This window comes from Halopseudomonas sp. 4NH20-0008 (assembly GCF_057548395.1).
The window spans coordinates 20,207-41,888 of record NZ_BAAJMD010000019.1 but is presented as its reverse complement, the minus strand read 5'-3'; the positions used below and the strand labels follow the sequence as shown (position 1 = coordinate 41,888).

The 21,682-nt window shown below is 58.3% G+C and carries 19 protein-coding genes and 1 pseudogene; 10 read left to right on the top strand and 10 right to left on the bottom strand.

The window, feature by feature from the left end:
• Positions 1 to 8 precede the first annotated feature (8 nt).
• The 7 genes and pseudogenes from AC27HQ_RS15885 to AC27HQ_RS15855 form a co-directional block, all read left to right on the top strand.
• Positions 9 to 1,182: pseudogene (locus AC27HQ_RS15885) on the top strand (sigma-54-dependent transcriptional regulator); the annotation flags it as partial.
• A gap of 1,077 nt (positions 1,183 to 2,259) precedes the next feature.
• Entirely contained in the window at positions 2,260 to 3,648 is a 1,389-nt protein-coding gene (locus tag AC27HQ_RS15880) for a polynucleotide adenylyltransferase PcnB (protein ID WP_487157182.1), read from the top strand.
• A complete protein-coding gene (gene folK, locus AC27HQ_RS15875; RefSeq protein WP_487157181.1) occupies positions 3,645 to 4,148 on the top strand; it encodes a 2-amino-4-hydroxy-6-hydroxymethyldihydropteridine diphosphokinase in 504 nt (167 codons plus the stop codon). Before AC27HQ_RS15880 ends, folK begins: the two co-directional genes overlap by 4 nt.
• A 144-nt stretch (positions 4,149 to 4,292) precedes the next feature.
• Complete coding sequence (gene panB, locus AC27HQ_RS15870) at positions 4,293 to 5,087, top strand: 3-methyl-2-oxobutanoate hydroxymethyltransferase (protein ID WP_487157180.1); 795 nt, start codon at positions 4,293 to 4,295, stop codon at positions 5,085 to 5,087.
• Positions 5,088 to 5,091: 4 nt separating this feature from the next.
• On the top strand, positions 5,092 to 5,943 hold the full coding sequence (panC, locus tag AC27HQ_RS15865; protein WP_487157179.1) for a pantoate--beta-alanine ligase: 852 nt from the start codon (positions 5,092 to 5,094) through the stop codon (positions 5,941 to 5,943).
• A 150-nt stretch (positions 5,944 to 6,093) separates the two neighbouring features.
• Positions 6,094 to 8,034 (top strand): acetate--CoA ligase, encoded by a 1,941-nt coding sequence (gene acs, locus AC27HQ_RS15860; RefSeq protein ID WP_487157178.1) that lies wholly within the window; start codon positions 6,094 to 6,096, stop codon positions 8,032 to 8,034.
• A gap of 70 nt (positions 8,035 to 8,104) precedes the next feature.
• Positions 8,105 to 9,286, top strand: a complete 1,182-nt coding sequence (locus AC27HQ_RS15855) for an acetyl-CoA C-acetyltransferase (RefSeq protein ID WP_487157177.1) — start codon at positions 8,105 to 8,107, stop codon at positions 9,284 to 9,286.
• 37 nt (positions 9,287 to 9,323) lie between these two features.
• On the opposite strand, the gene AC27HQ_RS15850 is transcribed toward AC27HQ_RS15855, so the two are convergent.
• From AC27HQ_RS15850 to AC27HQ_RS15840, 3 genes are read right to left on the bottom strand one after another with little or no spacing between them, the layout of a single operon-like run.
• Positions 9,324 to 9,737 (bottom strand): DUF2784 domain-containing protein, encoded by a 414-nt coding sequence (locus AC27HQ_RS15850; RefSeq protein WP_487157176.1) that lies wholly within the window; start codon positions 9,735 to 9,737, stop codon positions 9,324 to 9,326.
• A gap of 10 nt (positions 9,738 to 9,747) precedes the next feature.
• Positions 9,748 to 10,425 carry an MOSC domain-containing protein gene (locus AC27HQ_RS15845; RefSeq protein ID WP_487157175.1) on the bottom strand — a complete coding sequence of 226 codons (678 nt, stop codon included), beginning with the start codon at positions 10,423 to 10,425 and terminating at the stop codon, positions 9,748 to 9,750.
• Between the two features lie 42 nt (positions 10,426 to 10,467).
• Positions 10,468 to 11,898 carry an MFS transporter gene (locus AC27HQ_RS15840; RefSeq protein WP_487157174.1) on the bottom strand — a complete coding sequence of 477 codons (1,431 nt, stop codon included), beginning with the start codon at positions 11,896 to 11,898 and terminating at the stop codon, positions 10,468 to 10,470.
• Between the two features lie 122 nt (positions 11,899 to 12,020).
• On the opposite strand from AC27HQ_RS15840, the gene AC27HQ_RS15835 reads away from it, so the two are divergent.
• Positions 12,021 to 13,025 (top strand): hypothetical protein, encoded by a 1,005-nt coding sequence (locus tag AC27HQ_RS15835; protein ID WP_487157173.1) that lies wholly within the window; start codon positions 12,021 to 12,023, stop codon positions 13,023 to 13,025.
• Here AC27HQ_RS15835 and AC27HQ_RS15830 read toward each other — a convergent pair.
• Complete coding sequence (locus tag AC27HQ_RS15830) at positions 13,015 to 14,160, bottom strand: GGDEF domain-containing protein (RefSeq protein WP_487157172.1); 1,146 nt, start codon at positions 14,158 to 14,160, stop codon at positions 13,015 to 13,017. The genes AC27HQ_RS15835 and AC27HQ_RS15830 overlap by 11 nt on opposite strands.
• A gap of 116 nt (positions 14,161 to 14,276) precedes the next feature.
• Between AC27HQ_RS15830 and AC27HQ_RS15825 the strand changes: the two genes are divergently transcribed.
• Entirely contained in the window at positions 14,277 to 14,969 is a 693-nt protein-coding gene (locus AC27HQ_RS15825; protein WP_487157171.1) for a pseudouridine synthase, read from the top strand.
• On the opposite strand, the gene AC27HQ_RS15820 is transcribed toward AC27HQ_RS15825, so the two are convergent.
• Both AC27HQ_RS15820 and AC27HQ_RS15815 read right to left on the bottom strand, forming a co-directional pair.
• On the bottom strand, positions 14,945 to 16,219 hold the full coding sequence (locus AC27HQ_RS15820; protein WP_487157170.1) for an MHYT domain-containing protein: 1,275 nt from the start codon (positions 16,217 to 16,219) through the stop codon (positions 14,945 to 14,947). The two genes, AC27HQ_RS15825 and AC27HQ_RS15820, sit on opposite strands and share 25 nt — an antisense overlap.
• Positions 16,220 to 16,503: 284 nt before the next feature.
• A complete protein-coding gene (locus AC27HQ_RS15815) occupies positions 16,504 to 17,523 on the bottom strand; it encodes a helix-turn-helix domain-containing protein (RefSeq protein WP_487157169.1) in 1,020 nt (339 codons plus the stop codon).
• Positions 17,524 to 17,637: 114 nt separating this feature from the next.
• Between AC27HQ_RS15815 and AC27HQ_RS15810 the strand changes: the two genes are divergently transcribed.
• The gene (locus AC27HQ_RS15810; protein WP_487157168.1) at positions 17,638 to 18,597 is read left to right on the top strand and encodes a sterol desaturase family protein; all 960 of its coding nucleotides are present in this window, start codon (positions 17,638 to 17,640) and stop codon (positions 18,595 to 18,597) included.
• A 25-nt stretch (positions 18,598 to 18,622) separates the two neighbouring features.
• Here AC27HQ_RS15810 and AC27HQ_RS15805 read toward each other — a convergent pair whose 3' ends face one another.
• The 4 genes from AC27HQ_RS15805 to AC27HQ_RS15790 form a co-directional block, all read right to left on the bottom strand.
• Positions 18,623 to 19,264 (bottom strand): hypothetical protein, encoded by a 642-nt coding sequence (locus AC27HQ_RS15805; RefSeq protein WP_487157167.1) that lies wholly within the window; start codon positions 19,262 to 19,264, stop codon positions 18,623 to 18,625.
• A gap of 145 nt (positions 19,265 to 19,409) precedes the next feature.
• Positions 19,410 to 19,832: a PaaI family thioesterase gene (locus AC27HQ_RS15800; RefSeq protein ID WP_487157166.1), complete on the bottom strand. Its 423-nt coding sequence runs from the start codon at positions 19,830 to 19,832 to the stop codon at positions 19,410 to 19,412.
• 116 nt (positions 19,833 to 19,948) lie between these two features.
• The gene (locus tag AC27HQ_RS15795; RefSeq protein WP_487157165.1) at positions 19,949 to 20,869 is read right to left on the bottom strand and encodes a sensor domain-containing diguanylate cyclase; all 921 of its coding nucleotides are present in this window, start codon (positions 20,867 to 20,869) and stop codon (positions 19,949 to 19,951) included.
• 115 nt (positions 20,870 to 20,984) lie between these two features.
• Positions 20,985 to 21,677 (bottom strand): sulfotransferase family 2 domain-containing protein, encoded by a 693-nt coding sequence (locus AC27HQ_RS15790; protein WP_487157164.1) that lies wholly within the window; start codon positions 21,675 to 21,677, stop codon positions 20,985 to 20,987.
• Between the last annotated feature and the right edge of the window lie 5 nt (positions 21,678 to 21,682).

Genomic DNA, 21,682 nt, shown 5'->3' with positions numbered 1-21,682 from the left:
GGGTATCTATGTCACATATTCTGGTTGTCGAAGACGAAAGCATCATTCGCTCTGCCCTGCGCAGACTGCTGGAACGCCACCAGTATCAGGTGAGCGAAGCCGGCTCGGTGGCGGAGGCCGCTTCCAACTTTGACCTTGGCCAATTTGATCTGATTGTCAGCGACCTGCGCCTGCCCGGTGAACCCGGTACCGAAATGATCCGCAAGGCGCCGGATACCCCGGTACTGATCATGACCAGCTATGCCAGCCTGCGTTCGGCCGTAGATTCAATGAAACTCGGCGCCGTGGACTACATCGCCAAACCCTTCGATCACGACGAGATGCTGCAGGCCGTAGCGCGCATCATCAGCGACAAGCACAACCGCCAAAACCAGCCCGAGGCCGCCAGCGCAGCAGCACCCACCCTGCCTACGCAGGCCACCAGCAGCCAGCAATCGATGGGCATCATTGGCTCCTGCGCGCCGATGCAAACGCTGTTCAAGCGTATCGGCAAGGTCGCACCGACGGACTCCACCGTATTGATTCAGGGCGAGTCCGGCACCGGCAAGGAGCTGGTTGCACGGGCACTGCATGAGCATTCCCGGCGCGCCAAGGCGCCGATGATCTCGGTCAACTGCGCCGCCATTCCGGAAACTCTGATCGAGTCAGAGCTCTTTGGCCATGAGAAAGGCGCCTTTACCGGAGCCACCGCGGGCCGCACCGGACTGGTTGAAGCAGCTGACGGCGGCACCCTGTTTCTTGATGAAATTGGTGAACTGCCGCTTGAGGCCCAGGCCCGACTGTTACGGGTACTGCAGGAAGGCGAAATCCGCCGCGTTGGCTCGGTGCAGTCACACAAGGTCAATGTCCGCCTGGTGGCAGCAACCCACCGCGATCTCAAGACCCTGGCACGCCAGGGCCTGTTCCGTGAAGATTTGTACTACCGCCTGAACGTGATCGAACTGCGCCTGCCACCGCTGCGCGAACGCGATAACGACGTGATGTTGATTGCCAATGCGTTACTGGCCCGAGCTGCCCGCACCATGCAACAGGAAGGCCTGCACTTCACCCCTGAAGCCACCCTGGCGATTCGTCGCCACAGCTGGCCTGGCAACGTGCGCGAACTTGAAAACGCGGTAGAACGGGCGGCAATCCTTTGTGACGAGGATGCCATTACCGCCGAGCTACTGGGCATTGAGCTGGACCTGGAGTTCGAACGCGCCTCACAGGCTGCCAATGCCCTGGAAACCATGCAACACAGCGACAGCATCAGCAACGAACCTACTGAAGACCTATCGCTGGAAGATTATTTCCAGCATTTTGTCCTCGAGCACCAGGAACACATGACGGAAACCGAACTGGCCAACAAGCTGGGCATCAGCCGCAAATGTCTGTGGGAACGCCGTCAGCGACTGGGTATTCCGCGCAAAAAGACCGCCAATAGCTGAGGGCAACCCGGCAAGTGTTACCTGCCTCACCGCGCACAAACCCAAAAGTGTTACCCCTATCAGTCTGTTACGTAACACATGGACGGGTTGATAGGTAACGAATCACCCTCTGCAGCCTGCCCCGCTTTAACTGAAAAAATCTTAACCTGTTGAATTAAAAGAGATTGCCTAAGTTGGCACGGCAAGTGCTATATGTTTTGCACAACAAAAATAAAAACCAAGCACCACATAATAAAAATAAAATCTGACTACACACACAATAAAAATAAAACGTGCGAGTCGTAGCAAACTGATTTTTTTGGAGAATGTGTCCTCCACTCTGCGAACAGGACGTTCGACTGGACAGAGAAGAATAAAAGTTGCCTGAGCAACCGACAGTCCAGCGCCACGATAGGCAATGAGTTGAGTCATAAGCGTCCAAAGCAATCCGTTTGTTTTTGGGATAGCCCGGGATGGGCATATCAAAGGCGGCTCTGTCGCCTCTGCCTAACAAAAACAACTTTGCTGAACATAATAAAAATAAAAAATACCATTAGGGGGAGTTCATACTCCCCTTTAGCTTTTCTGGAACCCGCATTCTTTACCGCTTTTTCCCCTCCGTAGTATTGATTATCAGCGCACAATTCTATTCCAACGCCATACAGGCTAGAATGCCGTTCATTCAGGTCAGGCAATTGGCTGCCATACAGCAGTTCAGTCCGATCCAACCCACACTGTCATGCAGTGTCGTGATCGGTCAGAAACGGCTCTTCAGTGATTTTTCCCTGACATACATGCGACTTTCAGCCCCCCCTGATGCGGGTTTGAATATGCCGGTGGAACGCCAGCCCCTATGATTCGAAAGCTGTTGCAAAAACTGCCTACCCCCTTTGGTCGTCCGGCTCGCCGCCGCACAACACCCTCGGTGATTCCCGCCAGCCAGCACTCCCTGCGCCGCGAGCGTATCAGTCGCAACGCCGTCAACGTAGTCGAGCGTCTGCAACAGGCGGGTTACCAGGCCTTTGTCGTCGGGGGCTGTGTGCGGGACTCGCTGTTGGAAATGACACCCAAGGATTTCGATGTGGCCACCAGCGCCACACCCGAACAGGTACGCGCCACCTTTCGCAACGCCCGGCTGATTGGCCGTCGATTCAAACTAGTGCATGTACACTTTGGCCGCGAAATCATCGAAGTCGCGACCTTCCGCGCCAGCCATGGTGATGAAGGCGAAAGCAGCGACACCCACAGCGACGAAAAATCCCGACAAAGCGAAAGCGGTCGCCTGCTGCGTGACAACGTTTATGGCAGTTTTGAAGACGACGCCCAGCGCCGTGACTTCACCATCAACGCGCTCTATTACGACGTCAGCACCGGTCATATCCATGACTATGCCAACGGCATGCATGATATTCGCAACCGCCTGATCCGCCTGATCGGTGACCCGCAGCAACGTTACCAGGAAGATCCCGTGCGCATGCTGCGGGCGATCCGCTTTGCTGCCAAACTGGATTTCGAGCTGGAAGCCCACACCGCCGCGCCGATCCCAGATCTGGCCGAGCTGTTGTTCGATATTCCACCAGCCCGACTCTTTGATGAGAGCCTGAAATTGCTGATGAGCGGTCAGGGCGAAAAGACTTTTGATCTACTGCATTACTACTACCTGTTCGAGCCATTGTTTCCCGACACCGAAGAGGCCATTGAAGCGAACCCGGATTACTGTCTGAGACTGATCCGACAGGCTCTGCGTAATACCGATGAGCGCATCCGTGATGGCCGGCCGGTGACCCCGGCTTTCCTGTTCGCGGCCTTGCTGTGGCCGGGTCTGGCGCCCCGCATCAACGCCCTTGAAGAAAAAGGCATTCCGCTGATTCCGGCCCAGCAGCAGGCAGCCCAGGATCTGCTCAGTGATGCCTGCAAGCATATCGCCATTCCCAAGCGTTTCAGCGTGCCGCTGCGGGAGATATGGGACATGCAACCGCGCCTTCAGCGGCGCAGTGGCCGACGTGCTGACCAGTTGCTGGAACACCCGCGCTTCCGAGCCGCCTACGACTTCCTTCTGCTGCGCGAAGGAGCCGGTGAAGAAACCGAGGGGCTGGGCCAATGGTGGACCGACTATCAGGACGCCAGTGCCGACAAACGCCGCAAGATGATCTCCGAGCTGGACGACAAGCCGGGCGCGGGCAAGGGTGCTCGTCCCCGGCGCAAGCGCAAGCCCAGGTCGAGACCGCAGAGCGACGCATGACAAATCGGTGCTACATCGGACTGGGCAGCAATCAGGCTGACCCGGCCAGTCAATTAAGGCGTGCCTTGCAGGCCATGGCCGCATTGCCTGACACCCGGCTGGCTGGCTGTTCACGCCTCTACAGCAGTGCGCCAATGGGGCCGCAGGATCAGCCCAGCTATATCAATGCCGTTGCCGCGCTGGACACCGATCTTGCGCCACATGTTCTGCTCGATGCCCTGCAGCAGATCGAACGGCAACAGGGTCGTGAACGCAAGGCCGAGCGCTGGGGCCCGCGTACGCTGGACCTGGATATCCTGCTGTACGGCAACCGGCAGATCCAGGACGAACGCCTGCAGGTGCCGCATTACCATATGCACGCCAGAGCCTTTGTGCTTTACCCCTTGGCAGAGCTGGCCGCTGATCTACTGCTGCCCGACGGTACGCCGTTGCAGCATTGGTTGGAAAAATGTCCGAAATCGGGCCTTGAACCCCTTGCCGACTTCTCATCACAGGGGTAAAAGATGTCTCGCAACCAAGCACACGCTTCAGGACTATACTGCCCATGAGGTTCATCCTGAGCATCCAGCGCCAGCGCCGCGACACAATCCGGCCAGTGCCCAACCAGACGACGCCTTCGCCGGCTCGAACCAGTGGAATCAACCATGCCTGATGTAACCCTGACAACGCTGAACAAGCTCAAGCAGGACGGTGAGAAGATTACCTGCCTCACCGCCTATGACGCCACGTTCACCAAGCTGGTCAATGAGGCCGGCGTAGAAGTGATTCTGGTCGGTGACTCACTGGGCATGGTGCTGCAGGGCTGCGACAGCACCCTGCCGGTCACCGTCGCAGATATGGCCTACCATACAGCGGCCGTGAAACGCGGCAACACGCACGCCTTCATCATGGCCGACCTGCCGTTCATGTCCTATGCCACCCAGGAGCAGGCCATCAATAACAGCCGCGTGCTGATGCAGGCCGGTGCACAGATGGTCAAGCTCGAAGGAGCCGGCTGGCTGGCGCCAACCATTCGTACCCTGGTGCAGAACGGTGTACCGGTATGTGCGCATCTGGGCCTGACACCACAGTCCGTCAATCTGCTCGGTGGCTACAAGGTCCAGGGTCGTCTGGATGCCCAGGCGCAGATCATTCTCGATGACGCCAAGGCGCTTGAGGCCGCCGGCGCCAGCATGCTGCTGCTCGAATGCGTGCCCAGCACCTTGGCCAATGCCATCACCCAGGCAGTGTCCGTCCCGGTTATCGGTATTGGCGCTGGCAGCGGCACGGATGGTCAGGTTCTGGTGATTTATGACATGCTCGGCCTGACCCGCGGTCACCGCCAGCCCCGTTTTGTGAAGAATTTCATGCTCGACCATACGGATATTCCGGCGGCACTGCGTGCCTATGTTGATGCAGTAAAAGCCCTGACCTTCCCTGCGGCCGAAAACGAGTTCTGAGACCATGAACACCTTGCACAGCATTGCGCAATTGCGCGCAGCCCTCAGTCGTGCCCGCCAGGAAGGCAAACGCATCAGCCTGGTTCCGACCATGGGCAATCTGCATGCCGGGCATATCACCCTGGTCGAGAAAGCCCGCCAACGTACCGATTTCGTGGTCGTCAGCATCTTCGTCAACCCGCTGCAGTTTGGCGCCGGTGAAGACCTCGACAGTTACCCGCGAACCCTTGAGGAGGACCAGCTCAAACTATTGGATGTCGGCACCGACCTGATCTTTGCGCCCAGCGTGAAGGACATGTACCCGCACGGCATGCAAGGCCATACCCGGATCAGCGTGCCGGTGGTGTCTGAAGGCCTGTGCGGCGCCAGCCGTCCAGGCCACTTTGAAGGCGTGGCCACCGTGGTCTGCAAGCTGCTGAACATAGTCCAGCCGGATCTGGCCGTCTTTGGCCAGAAGGACTATCAACAGTTGGCGGTGATTCGCAAAATGGCCCATGACCTGTGCCTGCCGGTGCAAATCATGGGTGAGCCGACCATTCGGGCAGAGGACGGGCTGGCGCTGTCCTCACGCAACGGTTACCTGTCCAGCGCCGAGCGCAAGACCGCGCCGCAGCTGTACCGCACCCTGCAACAGGTGGTCAGCGAGATCCAGTCGGGCCGCCGTGACTACGCGGCGGTGATTGAAGCCGCGCGCCAACAGCTGGAAAGTGCCGGACTGCGTGCCGACTACCTGGATCTGCGCGACGCCCTGAGCCTCGACCCGGTGAATCAGGACACCACCGAGATGGTAGTCCTGGCCGCCGCCTTCCTCGGCAAGACACGCTTGATCGACAATCTGCAGTTCAGCCTCAAGTAATAGCCTTCCGCCGGCTTGATCTACTGCGATCAGCCGGCCACCCCCGTCCTCCCTATCAGACCAAAGAAGGGTTGAATTAGCCGCTGATATGATCAAGTCTTGTCGCATAACAAAGCTGGCCATGCCGAGACAACAAGAGGACCCCATATCATGTACAAGATCGAGAACCACAAGGTATCCGATGCGGCGCGCGCCAATACGCATATCGATGATGCCGGCTATCAACAACTGTACAAAGAGTCCATCGAGCAACCCGATACGTTCTGGGCCAACCAGGCAAAACGCTTCCTGAGCTGGGACAAACCCTGGACCAAGGTCCACGAAAGCAACATGCTCAAGGGTCAAGCGGCGTGGTTTATCGGCGGCAAACTCAACGTCAGCGTCAACTGCATCGACCGGCATCTGGCCGAGCGCGGCGACCAGACCGCGATCATCTGGGAGGGTGACGAGCCCACCGAGCACAAACACATCAGTTACCGCGAGCTGCATGAGCAGGTGTGCCGCCTGGCCAACGTGCTCAAGGCCCGTGGCGTCAGCAAAGGCGACCGCGTCTGTCTGTACATGCCCATGGTCGCTGAAGCCGCCTATGCCATGCTCGCCTGCGCCCGGATTGGCGCCGTTCACTCGGTGGTCTTTGGTGGTTTCTCCCCGGACGCCCTGCGCGACCGAATTCTCGATGCCGATTGCAAGGTGGTGATCACCGCTGACGAGGGCGTGCGTGGCGGCAAGAAGGTGCCCCTCAAGCAGAACGTCGAACAGGCGCTGAAGGCCTGCCCGGATGTGCACACAGTGATTACCGTGCAGCGTACCGGCAGCTCGATTGACTGGCAGCCCGCGCGCGATCTCTGGTACCACGAGGCCTGCGCCGCGGCATCCGCCGAGTGTACGCCCGAACCCATGGACAGCGAAGATCCGCTGTTCATCCTCTACACCTCGGGCTCCACCGGCAAGCCCAAAGGCGTACTGCATACCACCGGCGGCTATCTGTTGGGCGCCGCCATGACCCATCACTATGTGTTCGACTACCACCCCGGTGAGGTTTACTGGTGTACCGCCGATGTCGGCTGGATCACCGGCCACTCCTATATTGTCTACGGCCCACTGTGCAACGGTGCCACCACCCTGATGTTCGAAGGCGTACCCACCTACCCGGATGCCTCACGCTGCTGGCAGGTAGTCGACAAACACAAGGTCAATATCTTCTACACCGCACCGACCGCCATTCGCGCCCTGATGGCCAAGGGTAACGAGTATGTCAGCAGCACCTCGCGCAGCAGCCTGCGCTTGCTTGGCAGTGTCGGCGAACCGATCAACCCGGAAGCCTGGGAGTGGTACTACCATGTCGTCGGTGAAATGCGCTGCCCGATTGTCGATACCTGGTGGCAGACTGAAACCGGCTCCATCCTGATCACGCCCCTGCCCGGCGCCACCGATCTCAAGCCCGGCTCGGCGACCCGCCCGTTCTTTGGCGTCGAACCCGCGCTGTTTGATCCCGAGGGCAACGAACTGCAGGGTCCGGCCAGCGGTAACCTGGTTATCAAACGCTCCTGGCCGAGTCAGATCCGTACCGTCTATGGCGATCACCAGCGCCTGGTCGACACCTACTTCAGCACCTACAAGGGCGTGTACTTTACCGGTGACGGCGCGCGCCGCGACGAGGATGGCTACTACTGGATTACCGGTCGGGTTGACGATGTCCTCAACGTCTCCGGCCACCGCATCGGCACGGCCGAGGTCGAGAGCGCCCTGGTACTGCACGACGCGGTCGCCGAGGCAGCCGTGGTCGGTTGCCCGCACGATATCAAGGGGCAGGCCATCTACGCCTATGTCATGCCGATGCACGACGTCACGCCGACACCGGAGTTGATCAAGGAACTGACCGCCTTTGTTGCCAATCAGGTCGGCGCCTTCGCCAAGCCGGACTATATCCAGTGGACCCCGGGCCTGCCGAAAACCCGCTCGGGCAAGATCATGCGCCGCATTCTGCGCAAGATTGCCTGTGATGAACTGGACAGCCTCGGTGATACCTCGACGCTGGCTGACCCGGCGGTAGTCGACGAGTTGATCGAGCACAGACTGAATCGCGCCTGAGACAACTTGTTCTGACCGATCAAGGCCTCTATGCTGACGTCCTTTGAGAATCCGTGTAGAGGAATGCCCCATGCAAGAGGTCGTGATCGTCGCCGCCACCCGTACTGCCATCGGCAGTTTTGCCGGACAGTTCGCCAGCCTGCCCGCCCATCAACTGGGTGCCACGGTGATCCGTGCGCTGCTGGAGAAAACCGGGATTGATCCAGCCAGTGTCGATGAGGTGATCTTCGGTCAGGTACTGACCGCCGGCTGCGGCCAGAATCCCGCGCGCCAGGCAGCCATCCATGGCGGCCTGCCTGTCAGCGTCCCTGCACTGACCCTCAACAAGGTCTGCGGCTCCGGCCTCAAGGCCCTGCATCTGGGTGCCCAGGCGATTCGCTGTGGTGACGCCGAGATCATTATTGCCGGCGGTCAGGAATCCATGAGCCTGTCGCCCCACCTGCTGCCCAGCTCGCGCAGCGGTCAACGCATGGGCCATGGTCAGATGCTCGACAGCATGATCCATGACGGTCTCTGGGATGCCTTCAATGACTATCACATGGGCATCACCGCCGAGAATCTGGTTGACCGCTACGGCATCAGCCGCGCCGAGCAGGATGCCTTTGCGCTCGCCTCACAGCAAAAGGCCGTGGCGGCTCAGGATGCCGGTCGCTTTGACGCGGAAATCACTCCGGTTATGGTACCCCAGCGCAAAGGCGACGCGCTGGCCGTCAGCCGTGACGAACAGCCCCGTGCCAGCACCACCGCCGAATCACTGGCGGGTCTGCGCCCGGCGTTCAAAAAGGACGGCAGCGTCACGGCGGGTAACGCCTCAAGTCTGAACGACGGTGCCGCTGCCGTGCTGCTGATGAGTGCCGACAAGGCCAAGGCGCTGGGTTTGCCGGTGCTGGCTAAAATCGCCGCCTATGCCAATGCCGGGGTAGACCCGGCCGTCATGGGCATTGCCCCGGTCTCGGCTACCCAACGCTGTCTGAGCAAGGCCGGCTGGGCCGTGTCCGACCTGGATCTGATCGAAGCCAACGAAGCCTTTGCCGCCCAGGCACTGGCAGTAGGCAAGGAGCTCAAATGGGATGCCGAGAAGGTCAACGTCAACGGTGGCGCCATTGCCCTGGGCCACCCGATTGGCGCGTCTGGTTGCCGGGTACTGGTCAGCCTGTTGCATGAAATGCTGCGCCGCGATGCCAAGAAAGGTCTGGCTACCCTGTGTATCGGCGGCGGTCAGGGCGTGGCCCTGGCGCTCGAGCGCAGCTAAGGCTGCTAGGTGCCGGGGCAGATTGCTCCGGCACCGTTCAGTCGGCCGAGCGCCCGGCGCCAAAGCGCGGCGGGTAGCGCCACCAGGACGCCAGTACCAACCCGGCAAAGCCGGTATAGATCAGAATAAATACCCATTCCGGAAAATCGTGGTACAGCAACCGCTGCATCCAGAAGGCAACAAAGCCACCACTGTAGGTGCTCTGACCAGCCAAACTGCGTAACAACATCTCCAGCGTGGTCAGCGGGCAGACCAGCCCCATCCAAGCCTGCGCTACCACCACCAGAATGGTCAGCAAGTGCGCGAGCCGGAACCACAGGTTGTTGACCCAGCGCCAGCCCAACGCATTGCCGACAAACACCAGAATCAACCCCACCAGCACAAAGCAGACTACCGCCAGATGGCTGGCCAGCACCAGATCAGCGAGCAGTTTGTAATGCCAGTCCTGCATCTTCGCCCCCTCAGAGTCCCGGTAACTGGCCGGTGGCGGCTTCGGCTTCCAGTAATTGCTGCTGCAGCGCCTCGCGCAGAATTACCGCTACCGGTGCGCGCAACACCTGCCTGAGAAAATCGGCGTTATGGCCCTTGGCATGCCAGTAACGGAAAATATCCTGGACTCTGGGGTACTCCGCCGCCGCCGGCACCAGCTCAATGGCATCGCCGGCGCACAGCTGACCCGGTTGCAGCACCCGTGCATAGGCACCAGAGCGTTCGGCCCGAATGAATGCCTTGAGAAAAGCCGGGTTACCGACACGACTGGCCATGACTGCACAGGGCATACGCGGCGCGGTAATTTCCAGTAGCACCTGACCTATCTGCAGGCGGTCGCCGACCCGCACATCCGGCCACCAGCGCGAGATGCTCAGGTTCTCACCGAAAAAGCCGGGTTCCAACTCACGCTGCAACTGCCCGGCCCACCAATCACTGTCTTCACGGCTGTATAGATACAACGCCTGATCCGGCCCGCCATGAAATGTGCGATTGATTATCTGATCGCCGGGCACGCCCGCCGCGGTGATGCTGACCGGACCCGATACCGGCTGTTTGAACAGCCCGGTATTGAGTTGCTTGTTACCCACCTGCAGGGGCCGGGCGGTTGCCGCATTGATCGACAGCAGTTGCAATTCACAGGGGCTCATACAATCAGGCCTTAATTATGGAGTCTGCCCCTATGCTGTGCGCTAGACGTCTGGCGGGCAAGTACTTTGCTGCCCTTCCAGGTCATCCAGCGCTTGCCGCGTCTCGGCCTGACGCTGGCGGTCAATGCCATAGAAGCAATAGGCGCCGATCGAGGCAAAACCGAACAGGCAGGCTGACAGATTCAGCATGGCCAGACGATTGACCTCGGCCAGGGTGACCGTGCTGGGTTCGGCCTGAACCGGAAAGGCGATCAGGTCAAGACCGATACCTGCCACCAGATAACCCACGGCAGCGGCCATCTTGCCGGTAAAGGCCGTAGCACTGAACAGAAAGCCCTCCTGGCGACGACCGGTGCGGTACTGATGCTCCTGGGTCACGTCGGCCATCATCGAGGCACCGGAAATGATCGCCAGACCTGATGCCACCCCGCCGACAAACAACAGGCAGAAGATCAGCGGCACAAACAGCGCGCTGTCCTGGGCGGGGAAATAACCCAGCAACTTGGCTGCCACGGCAACGTTGCTGGACAGGGCTCCGACCAATGCAGCGCCCATGATGGTGGCTTTCTTGTCGAAGCGTGCATGCATCGGCCGGGCCAGCAGAATACCCACCGGCCAGCCGGTCAGCAGACCGATGGCGAGAAAGGCAATAGAGCTGCTGGAAAGCTGCCAGAAGAACACGTTCAAGTGCATGTTCAGGGTTTGCACTATGCCAATCGACACCGCTACCAGCAGCGTGCCGAGAAACAGCGAGCGAAACGACAGATTGCCCCAGGCCGCGGCAATATCGGCGCGTACCGATGAGCGCGCCTGGCCTTTCAGCGACTTGGGTAGCGTAGGTATGCGATCCAGGGTGCCCCAGGTTGACAGCAGAATGGCCACCACCATCAACAAGGCGCCGGTCAGTGCCACCTTGGGATAACCGGCCGGATTGAGCAGACCGTTCTCGTAGGCGTCAGTGTCAGGAAAAAACAGGGCAATCCCGACAACCACCACCAGCGCCGCAGCAGTGACACCGCAGAATCCGCGCCAGGCCGCTACTGATGTGCGCTCCTGATAATCGCTGGTCAGCTCTGCACCGAGCGCCAGATAGGGCACGTAGTAGAGGGTAATGGCGCCGCGCACCAGAATGGCAAAACCGGTCAACCAGAAGAACAGTCCCCACTCACCGAGCCCCTCGGGCGGCATGAACAGCGCATACCAGGCCAGGCCCAGCGGCACTGCTGCAGCAAACATGAAGGGGTGGCGACGGCCACGCGGTGAGTGCCAATGATCCGAGACATAACCGGCCAGCGGGTCGGTCACGGCATCAAACACCAAGGCAATCATGACGGCTATGCCCGCCAGGGTACCGGACAAACCCAGTACCTGGGTAAAGTAGAAAAACAGGAAAATATCAAACCCGGTCGCCTTGATGGTCTCGGCAATCTGGCCGATGCCATAGGCAAAACGGGTTCTGAGAGGAAGTGTCATGGTCTGCCCGCACATATTTGTTTTTATTTCGAGTACATCGACCTGCCCCGGACGGGTGATGCCGGGGTGCGCCAGTTTATGCTCCACTGAGCCGGAATGGTCAATGGATTCAACGCATAATAATGAATAACGCCGCCGAGATACCGCACAGCATCGACTGCCGCTGGCTATTGGCGCTGTATGCCATCATCCCACTGTGCCTGTCGCTGGTGCTGATTGACAGCCTGTTGTTGAATGGCCTGGCGCTGCACCAGTATCTGCCGGACAACCCGGATAACTGGCCGCTCTGGACGCTGATTTTCGGCTTGCCGCATATCATTGCCAGTTTGATCACCATGGCCGACCGGGATTATCTGGCGCATTACCGCCGCACCCTGTTCTGGCCCATGCTGGCCTTTGCCGCGCTGGCCAGCGCCGGCTACCTGGGTCCGCAGCCACTGAGTTACAACCTGCTGTTCGTGTTCTTCGCCTTCTACACCATCTACCACGTGTTGGCCCAGCAACTGGGCCTGACCCTGATGATGATGGGCATAGCGCCCAACGGCACTTTCAAGGCCTGGAAGTGGCTATCGGTGTTTGCCGGTTTCGCCATTTATATCAATGTCTACGGGGCCCAGTATCTGGGTCAGATCCATCTTGGCCCGATCAGCCTGTACCAGTTGATGACCACGGTTGCCGCTCTGCTGTGCGCCGCGCTGCTCACCCTGGCAATACGCCTGACGCCACAATCGCGCAGCCGTATCGGGGTATGGTATCTGTGGGGCAATGTCGCGCTGCTGCTGTCAGCGCTGCTGATCAATGAAATCGGCTACACCCTGTTTGTCATCCTGATCCCGCGCATCATCCATGACGTGACGGCCTACATGGTCTATATCACCCATGACCGCAACCGCAACAAGACCCAGCCAGTCAATCTGGTGTACCGCGCCACCGCCTTCAGCCGACTGTCACCGGTGCTGCTGCTACCCCTGTTTTCCATCCTGATTGCCCTGGCACTGACCAGCCATCAGCAATACCCGCTGGTCAGTATCGTGATTCTGACCCTGTCCTTTCTGCACTATTATTTCGAGGGTTTTATCTGGCGCGGCCCAAATCCACACCGGCAGTTTATCCAGTTCAAACACTGATTGCCGGCTCGGCCGCGGACAAACACTCAACCCGGTTACGCCCTGCCCCCTTGGCCCGGTACAGCGCCTGGTCAGCCTGGCTTAACAACCAGGCCGGAGTAAGATCCGGACCGTAATCCTCAACCGTTGCCACGCCCAGACTCAAGGTGACAACCTCGCCGGCGTGTCCGGCCACATGCGGCAGACCCAGCGCCATGACGGCCTGACGAATACTTTCGGCGACCCGACAAGCGCCGGCTTCATTGGTCTCCGGCAGCACCACGGCAAACTCCTCGCCACCATAGCGCGCCACCAGATCCCCCGGGCGCACCACGGTTTCGCGCAGCGCTCTGGCCACTGACTGCAACGCCAGATCGCCGGCCTGGTGACCGAGGTTGTCGTTATAGATCTTGAAATAATCGACGTCGCACATGATCACCGACAAAGGGCGACTATTGCGTTTCATGCGCAGCCATTCGCGCTCCAGCGTGTCATCCAGCTGTCTACGATTGGCCAGACCCGTCAGGGTATCGGTCTTGCTCAGGGCGGTCAGCGTCCGGTTGCTTTCGGTCAGATCGCGCTCGGCCATATCAATCTCGCGACGAAACAGATAGGACAGCACAGCCGACATGCTCAATACGCCGAGAACACTGCAGGCAAACATGATATCGACGAAGGGTGACGGAACAGCTGTTGGCGTGCGTTGCGCCGTAAAGGCAAAGTGGCTGATCAGAAACAACAAGCCAACACCTACAGACTGCAGCCAGAAGCGCAGCGGGCGCATTTCCTTGTAGATCAGCGCCAGCACGCCTCCAATGGTGAAATAAAACAGGTGTACGCCTGCCGCCGAGCTGATGAAATAAGTCACGACAAACACCTGAGCGCTTGCGTTCAAAAGCAATAGATTGCGCGAGAACTCATAGCGTCCTCGGTAGTTGAAATACAACACCGAGATGTACAACAGGATAAAAAGTACATTAAAGCTGAATACCAGGCGGTACTGGGTAAAATCATAAAGGAAATAAAACAACTGGTAAGGCAACGTCATAGCCGCTGCCATCAGGCCAACCTGATTTCCCAGGGCAATCTGACGGCGCATGTTGATCGACTTGTCTCGGGCGCCTATTGTCCATAGCCAGCTTATTAGTCTTGTCACCTGTCACCCTGATGCGGAACACCCTGTTGCTGCAATAGTAGTCCAAAACCCGCTGCGCAAACCAAGGCAGGTCAAGAATTGAGCCTGAGGACAGCTGTTAAGGATAAAATGGCGGCATGAAACTCGACCGCCTGATCAGCAATCTGCCCGACTACAGCCGCCATAGCGCCCGTTTGCTGATCGCCAGCGGCCAGGTCTGTGTCGACGGTCTGATTGTGCGTGATGTCAACGCCGACATTGATCGTTTCATGTCGGTGACCCTGGAAGGGCAATGCGTTCAGGCTGCCACCCCGGCCCGCTATCTGATGCTGCACAAGCCAATGGGGTTGCTCAGTGCTACCCAGGATCCGCAACACCCGACGGTACTGGAGTGCCTGCCCGCCGCATTGCGCAGCGATCTGCACATAGCCGGGCGCCTGGATCGCAGTAGCTCAGGTCTTTTGTTGCTGACCAATGACGGCCTCTGGTCCCGTCGCATTACTGCGCCGGAGAAAAAGACCCCCAAGGTCTATCTGGTCAGCACCGCTTACCCGATCAGCCCGGATACGGCTGATCGCTTTGCTCAGGGCATGTATTTCGCCCATGAAGGCATCACGCTGCAACCTGCCTACCTGCAACAGCTCAGCCCCTGCCAGGCTCGACTGACTATCCATGAGGGGCGCTACCATCAGATCAAGCGCATGTTTCATGCCGTCGGAAACCGGGTCACGTCGCTGCACCGTGAGAGCATGGGGTCCATTGTCCTGGACCCCGGATTAAGACCGGGCGAGTACCGGCCACTGACTCAGGCCGAGGTAGCCTCGGTCTGAGCACCGAACAGCACCGAACCGCTGTTCAGTCCGGTTACCGAGAATGTTTCCATTTCCGTGGTCTGCATGGCTATTTTTACCAACATGCGGCTCGAACTCGCATCCGTTGGGAAGCGGCTTGAGCCAAGCCGCCACTGCAAGGCTACTGCACCGTCGGCCAGTTGCAGCGGCAGTTGCTGAAGACGCTTGGTCAGCGCGCTACTGTCTGCCAATTGCGCTTGATCAAGCAGCAACATGAAACCGCCAGAGGCATAACGGGCGAGGAATATGTCTGCTCCAACCAGGCGCTTCAAAATCAGCGAAAGACTGTGCAGCCGGGTCTCATCCAGTTGTTTTTCGACGCTGCGAAAGTTGGACAGCGACAGGAAAAGCAGCCCGAAAGGCGACTTGCTGCCCTCACTGCGGATCATCAGATCAAAAACGGCCTTGTCGAAAGCAGCACGATTGGGCAGACCGGTGGCGCTATCAAAGAAAGCCATCTGCTTGAGCTTTTCCTCTTGCTCCACTGCCCGCAACTGTTCTAGTTTACGCAGACGCATATCCGCGACGGCGGACATCACCGCCAGTGCAATAAAGACGCTGATGGTCAAGGCCAGCGGTAACCCGAGCCAGCCACCAGCCAGTTGGTTACCAGGATGTGGCATGGCATCGGCCGGAAAGCTTACAGCCATCATGCCGGTATAGTGCATGCCACAAATAGCGGCCCCCATCACCAACGAGGCAATGGCTTGCAAGGTTGCGGCCTTGCGACCGCTGGTGCCCTTGAGAGCGCGGCAGATCAGCATCGCAGCCGCCGAGGCGACAATGGCGATTACAATCGAGAGCACCAGCAGCAGCGGATCATAGCTGGGGGCCGGACTCATGTTGATCGCCCACATTCCCGAATAATGCATCAAGGAAATACCGCCACCCATGACCAGGCTACTGACAATCACATGCAGCACACGGACGTTCTGCAGACTGATAATGAACAGGGCAATGGCGGACGCCAGCACTGCAGCCAACCAGGAAAACACTGTTATGCCCAGATCATAGGTCATTTCCACCGGCATGATATGCGCACGCATACCGACAAAATGCATGGTCCAGACGCCCGTACCCATGGTCATGGCACCCAGAGCCAGCCAGAATCGGCCCTTGGCCCGACCAGACGATGACAGTTGCGCGCCAAAATGCAGGGCACTGTAGGACGCCAGAATGGCGACCAGGTAAGACAGCAAAACAAGACCTGGATCGTAATGACCGTTCATGTACAACGCTCTCCGAAAAATGGGGCCCTGGAATGTGGCCGCTTTCACATTTCGACGCTTTTGTACCACAAACCTATACAAAATAAACAAGACGTCAGCACTCTGTATAAGTATTAGAAATTACCCCTGGGCTGCTCATCTTGTGTCAGCAATACGTCATTCAGGCTTTGTTCTTTCAACCATACGGGCCAAGGCATTGAAATAATGGATCATATAACTCATGGCTGTGAGCAGTGATTCATACAAAAATACACCCCGTCTCTGTATGAAAGCCCAGGTCAGGCTCATAGCCCGTTACATTTCTTGTACGCCAGGTGTCGGCGATAACGCTCGGGACAGGAGCCTGTCCAGCGGCGAAAGGCGCGATTGAAGGCACTTTGTTCGGAAAAGCCAAGCAGGAAGGCGATATCCGTGCCACTCAGTGCGGCGTCAGCCAGATAGTCACAGGCCAACTGTTCACGGGTCTGATCCAGAAGCTGGCGCCAGCAAGTCTGTTGCTCGGCAAGCCGCCGCTGCAGGCTGCGCACCGACAAATGCAGCTGCCTGGCAATACGTGGCAGCGTTACCTGCCCCTCAGGCAAGCAACGGATCAGCGCCTGCTGCACCGCGCGGTCGATCTCACCCGCATCCGGTGCTGCACGTAAAAGCGCCTGGGCCTGACTGTCCAGTAATCCGCGCAAATACGGGTCGCTACCGGGTAAGCGGCTGACCAGGCACTCAAGCGGCATGACAACCGCCGTTTCCGTTGCCGCAAAGGAGACCGGACAGGCGAAAAAGTCTTCATAACACTGCAGCTCTTGGCGCTTATCCGGTCTGGCAAAGGCAAAACTGACAGACTTGAGGGTGAAGGCACTACCCAGCAAACGGCGCTGAAAGGCTACCAACGCGGCTATGGCAACCGTATCGGCAAGCCTGCCGGTGGATGCTGAGGCAGGCCAGGACAGTCTGACCTCCCCCGCATCGAGCTGCACCTGGGCCAGATTGACGCCGTAGAACAGGCGCTCGTAACGGCGATAGACCTGCAGTGCCTCACCCAGGGTATCGCAGGCCAGAATCAGATAGCCCAACACCCCAAGGTGTCGTGGTTCAACCAGAGCGCCCACAGCCAAGGCCTGGGCAGGCAGCTCGGGGCGCAGTTGCAATGCTTGTTCGAGCATATCGGACCAGAGTGGCAACGGCACGTTATCTGCTGGCCGGCGACTACCCAGAATCGCCCGCACGCCCGGCGCCGGCAGAGCCTGTTGATCCAGCCAGGCGGTCAACAACTGCACCCAGGCGCCGGTTACCCGCAGTGGCGTCATCATCAGCCTCCATTGCATTTGGCATATTCGGTCAAAATGGTGGCATGAAAAGTCAATTTTTGCATCAGCAACCGGGGCAGACTGAGACTAATTGCCAGCCTTACAGGAACAACTCTGATGAACTGGGCCTCGGCGTTCAATGCAGTGTATGTCGATAGCGGCCTCGCCAATCTGGTCAACGCCTTGCCAGCCTGGCTGGCCATGGATGAGCGGCAGCTGGTTTTCATACTGGCGACACCGGTGTTTATCGGGGTATTTGCCTGGGAATATCTGAAGATCCGCCATGATCCCCGCCTGGTGGATGGCAAGGAGTCGTTACGCAACTTCATGCTCGGCGCCGGTTACCAGATGACCGAGCTGCTGTTTGCCGGGATTATCGCTTTCCCCGTCTATGCGCTGGCCTACCACTATCGCCTGCTGGATATCTCTCTGACCCTCACCAGCGCACTACTGCTGTTTGTTCTGACTGATCTGTGCTTTTACTGGATGCATCGAGCCTCGCACCGAGTGCGCTGGTTGTGGGCCGCCCATGTTACCCATCACTCGTCGGAACGCATGAATTTCTCGACCGCCATGCGCCAGAACGCGACCAATATCTTCAATGGCGGCTGGCTGTTCTACGTGCCACTGGCACTGCTCGGCTTCAATCCGGTATGGATCGGCGTCTGCTACGCCCTGTCGCTGGTCTATCAGTTCTTCATTCACACCACCCTGGTGGGCAAGCTGCATCCGGCCATCGAGTATGTGTTCAATACGCCCAATCACCATCGTGTACACCATGGGCGCAACCCGGCCTATATCGACACCAACTACGCCGGGGTTTTCATCCTGTTTGATCGACTGTTCGGCAGCTTTGCCTGTGAGCGCTGTGATCAGCCGATAGAATACGGCATCACCCGCCCGGTACCCGGACAGGGCCTGCTGATCAGTTGGCTGCATGAGTACCGCGACCTGTTCAGCGACATGGCCAAGCCAGGCGCATTGGGGCAACGACTTGAACACCTGTGGCGACCGCCGGAATGGGAAAGATCCAATCTGGACAGTGCAAAACAAGACGAACCTGCCCGACCAGAATAACCGGGCAGGTCACATACCGGGGCTATCAGGGCCGGGTAATGCCGTGCAATCCCCCGGCGCTTCTGAGTGACAGCAGATCGTTCAGACTCATGAACATAGTCTCATTGTAGTAGCTGTCAACATAGGCGCTGCCGTCTCGCACATCCTGGCGTACGCCGGACACCCGGTCATAGGCGAGAGTACTCAACTGAAACTTGATCTTGTCGCCATTGACCGAGACCACCCGCATGACCCCATGTTTGAACTCGGTATCCTCATGTTCGTAGACCCGACTGTAATCGACCAGGTAGAGGTCGTTGACCATCGGCTGCTGGATAAAGACGGCTTCGTTATCAACCTCCTGTTTGACGACAACGGCCATACCAGCAAAGAGCACAGCGATCAGAATGAGGCCCGAGAACAACGGTACCATGCGGCCACGGGTAAACAGCTTGCTGGACAGTGCCTGACGCACCTCGGCCGGGATTTCCTTGTCCATCAGGGTTTTCTTGCAGTGCAGACACTCGACACCGACCTGCCGCGAGGTCATCAGCGTGGGAATCCAGTACAAGTGAAAATAGCGCATCACACCAAAGCTGATGAACTCACGGTTATTGCAGCTAGGGCACACCAGCCCGTCAACCAACTGCCCCTGCACCACCTTTCCCTTGGTTCCAAAAAAAATCATTCGGGCTTCCCCTGCGCTATTTGATGGCAATATGCCAATGCAGTGTGCCCAATCATCGGATGCTGTAAAAAGCAGAAATACTTTAAAGTGTTAACCGGTTCATGAAATAAACCGAAACATGTCCTGCCACGCCACAGCAAGGCGCTTAACGGCTGTGCTCTGGTGGTATCGAATAAGTACCCACCGCATGAGCCACCGGCTCGTCCGAGCCCTCGGAGAATATCGATACCTCGCCTATGGCCAGCGTTTTCCCAACCTTGAGCAAGCGGCATACGCCAAGAATGTCGCAACCAGCCGCAGGTTTGCGCAGAAAATTGATATTCAATGCCGTGGTCACCGCCAGCGGTAGCAAACCGATTTCACCGAGAATGGCCGCATACAAGGCTACATCCGCTGTGGTCATCATCACCGGACCCGAGACCGTGCCGCCCGGACGCAGCTCGGCATGTCCGACTCGATGCCGAACCGTTGCCGAGGCCTCACCCAAGGCTTCAACCCGAACCTTGGCCTGAGGAAAGGTCTCATTGAAAAACGCATTGAGTTCATCAACCGATGGTTTGTGGCGCATGCTCCACCTCGCCTGACATGCCAGCCTTGAGCATGCCCTGGGTTTCAGGTCGGGACCACGCTTTGGCCGATCCAGCCGCGTATTCGGCACTGTCAGCCCAGCCTTGTGCGGCCACCTCAGTCGAATCGCCCCGCCACCTCAATACAATTCCGGCCTGCGGCCTTGGCCCGGTACATGGCATGATCCGCCTCCGACAGCAGCTGCTCCAGGCTGTGTTGTGCATCAGGGCTCTGTGCAATACCAAAGCTGGCCGTACACAGGATGTCTGAATTGCCATACCTGACCTGCATCGCCATCAGCGCCTGGCGTAGGCGTTCAGCCAGTGCAGTGGCTTCTTCCGCCGACTGACCGGCCAGCAATATGGCAAACTCCTCCCCACCGATACGGGCAAAAATATCCGCGTCACGGACTAGCGGCGCTGCAGCCTGGGTCATGGCCACCAGCATTTTGTCACCCGCGCTGTGACCGTAATGGTCATTGATCTGCTTGAAATTGTCGGCATCGAACATGACCAGTGAAACCGGCTGTTTACTGCGGCGCATCTGATGCAGGGTCTGGATACCGAGGGCAAAAAACGCCCGTCGATTCCGCAGACCGGTCAGCTCATCCGTTTGCGCCAGATTTTCAGCCAGTTGCTTGGCGTGCTTCAGCTGTTCTTCAACACGCTTTCGGTCGGTAATGTCAGTGGCAATTTCCATTCGCACCAGACGGCCATCAGTCCAGACAATGGCCTGATCCCGACACTGGTACCAATGCTGGGTCAGCGTATTCTGAAACTCCCAGACGTAGGGCGGTTTGGGCTTGCCGTCAACATCGAGCAAACGATGATTGGTGCAAAACACGCAGGGGCCGGTCTGACCAGTCTGAATGGTTTCCCAGCAGCGTCGGCCACCTGGCTCGCCCCACAACCGGCGACCATAGGCATTCATATACAGGAGATCGTGGGTCTGCATATCCGACACATAGACCAGCGCATCGAGGCTGTCGAGGATGCTGCCCATAGGGACTGGATTGGGGTCTGGAGGAGCCTGGCTCATATCCTGGTATCCTTGTCTGGATGGGCCTGTGGCAGCCCTGGCTCAGTATAGACCCAAAGAGTGAAACCGAGCGCAATGTCATCCGTCCAATCCTGATCAGGTTGAACCTGTGCTGTCAGAAGCGGTACTCGAAGCAACTGATGTCACGGGCATACAGCTCGGCCACCCGCTGCCGGGTTGCCTGATCATAGTAATCACGGTAGTCCGCATGAACCGGAATACGCTGCCCGGTCAGGCGCCGAGCCAGCGTCCGCAAGGACTCAGCAGGGGTCATTCGAGCGACTGCTTCGCGTGATTTGTTTACATGAGGCAGTCCCGTCTGCGGTATGGAGAGCGCATCACAGACCTGATGAAAGTCTTGCTGCAACGTCTCGAAGCGACCGACAAAGTCCACCAGCAGACGCTCTCCCTGATACAGGTAATCCGCCTGGGGCCCCACAAACCAGTACATGTCCTCAAACAGCCTGTTACTGAAAGGCCCCATCAGAAAGGTCTTGAAGTCGCAGCGCCGCTGGTATCCCAGATATTTATAGAATGACACCATGCGACTCCAGGGATTGCGCACAAAACTGAACTTGTAATAGCTGTCAAACATTGTGGATGAGACGTATCTGCAGCTTACATACTCACCGGCTTTAAGGTGGGCAAGACGGGGTGGACCGAGCTCAGGACGATCATTTTGCCGCAGCAGCAGAGGCGCTCGGGTATCCCAGCTCAAGCCAAGGCGTTGTAAAAAAACATGCTCAACGCTCTGACCGGCATTTTTGGGAATATGGATGAAAATACATTTCTCATGGTGACAGATCATCCCAC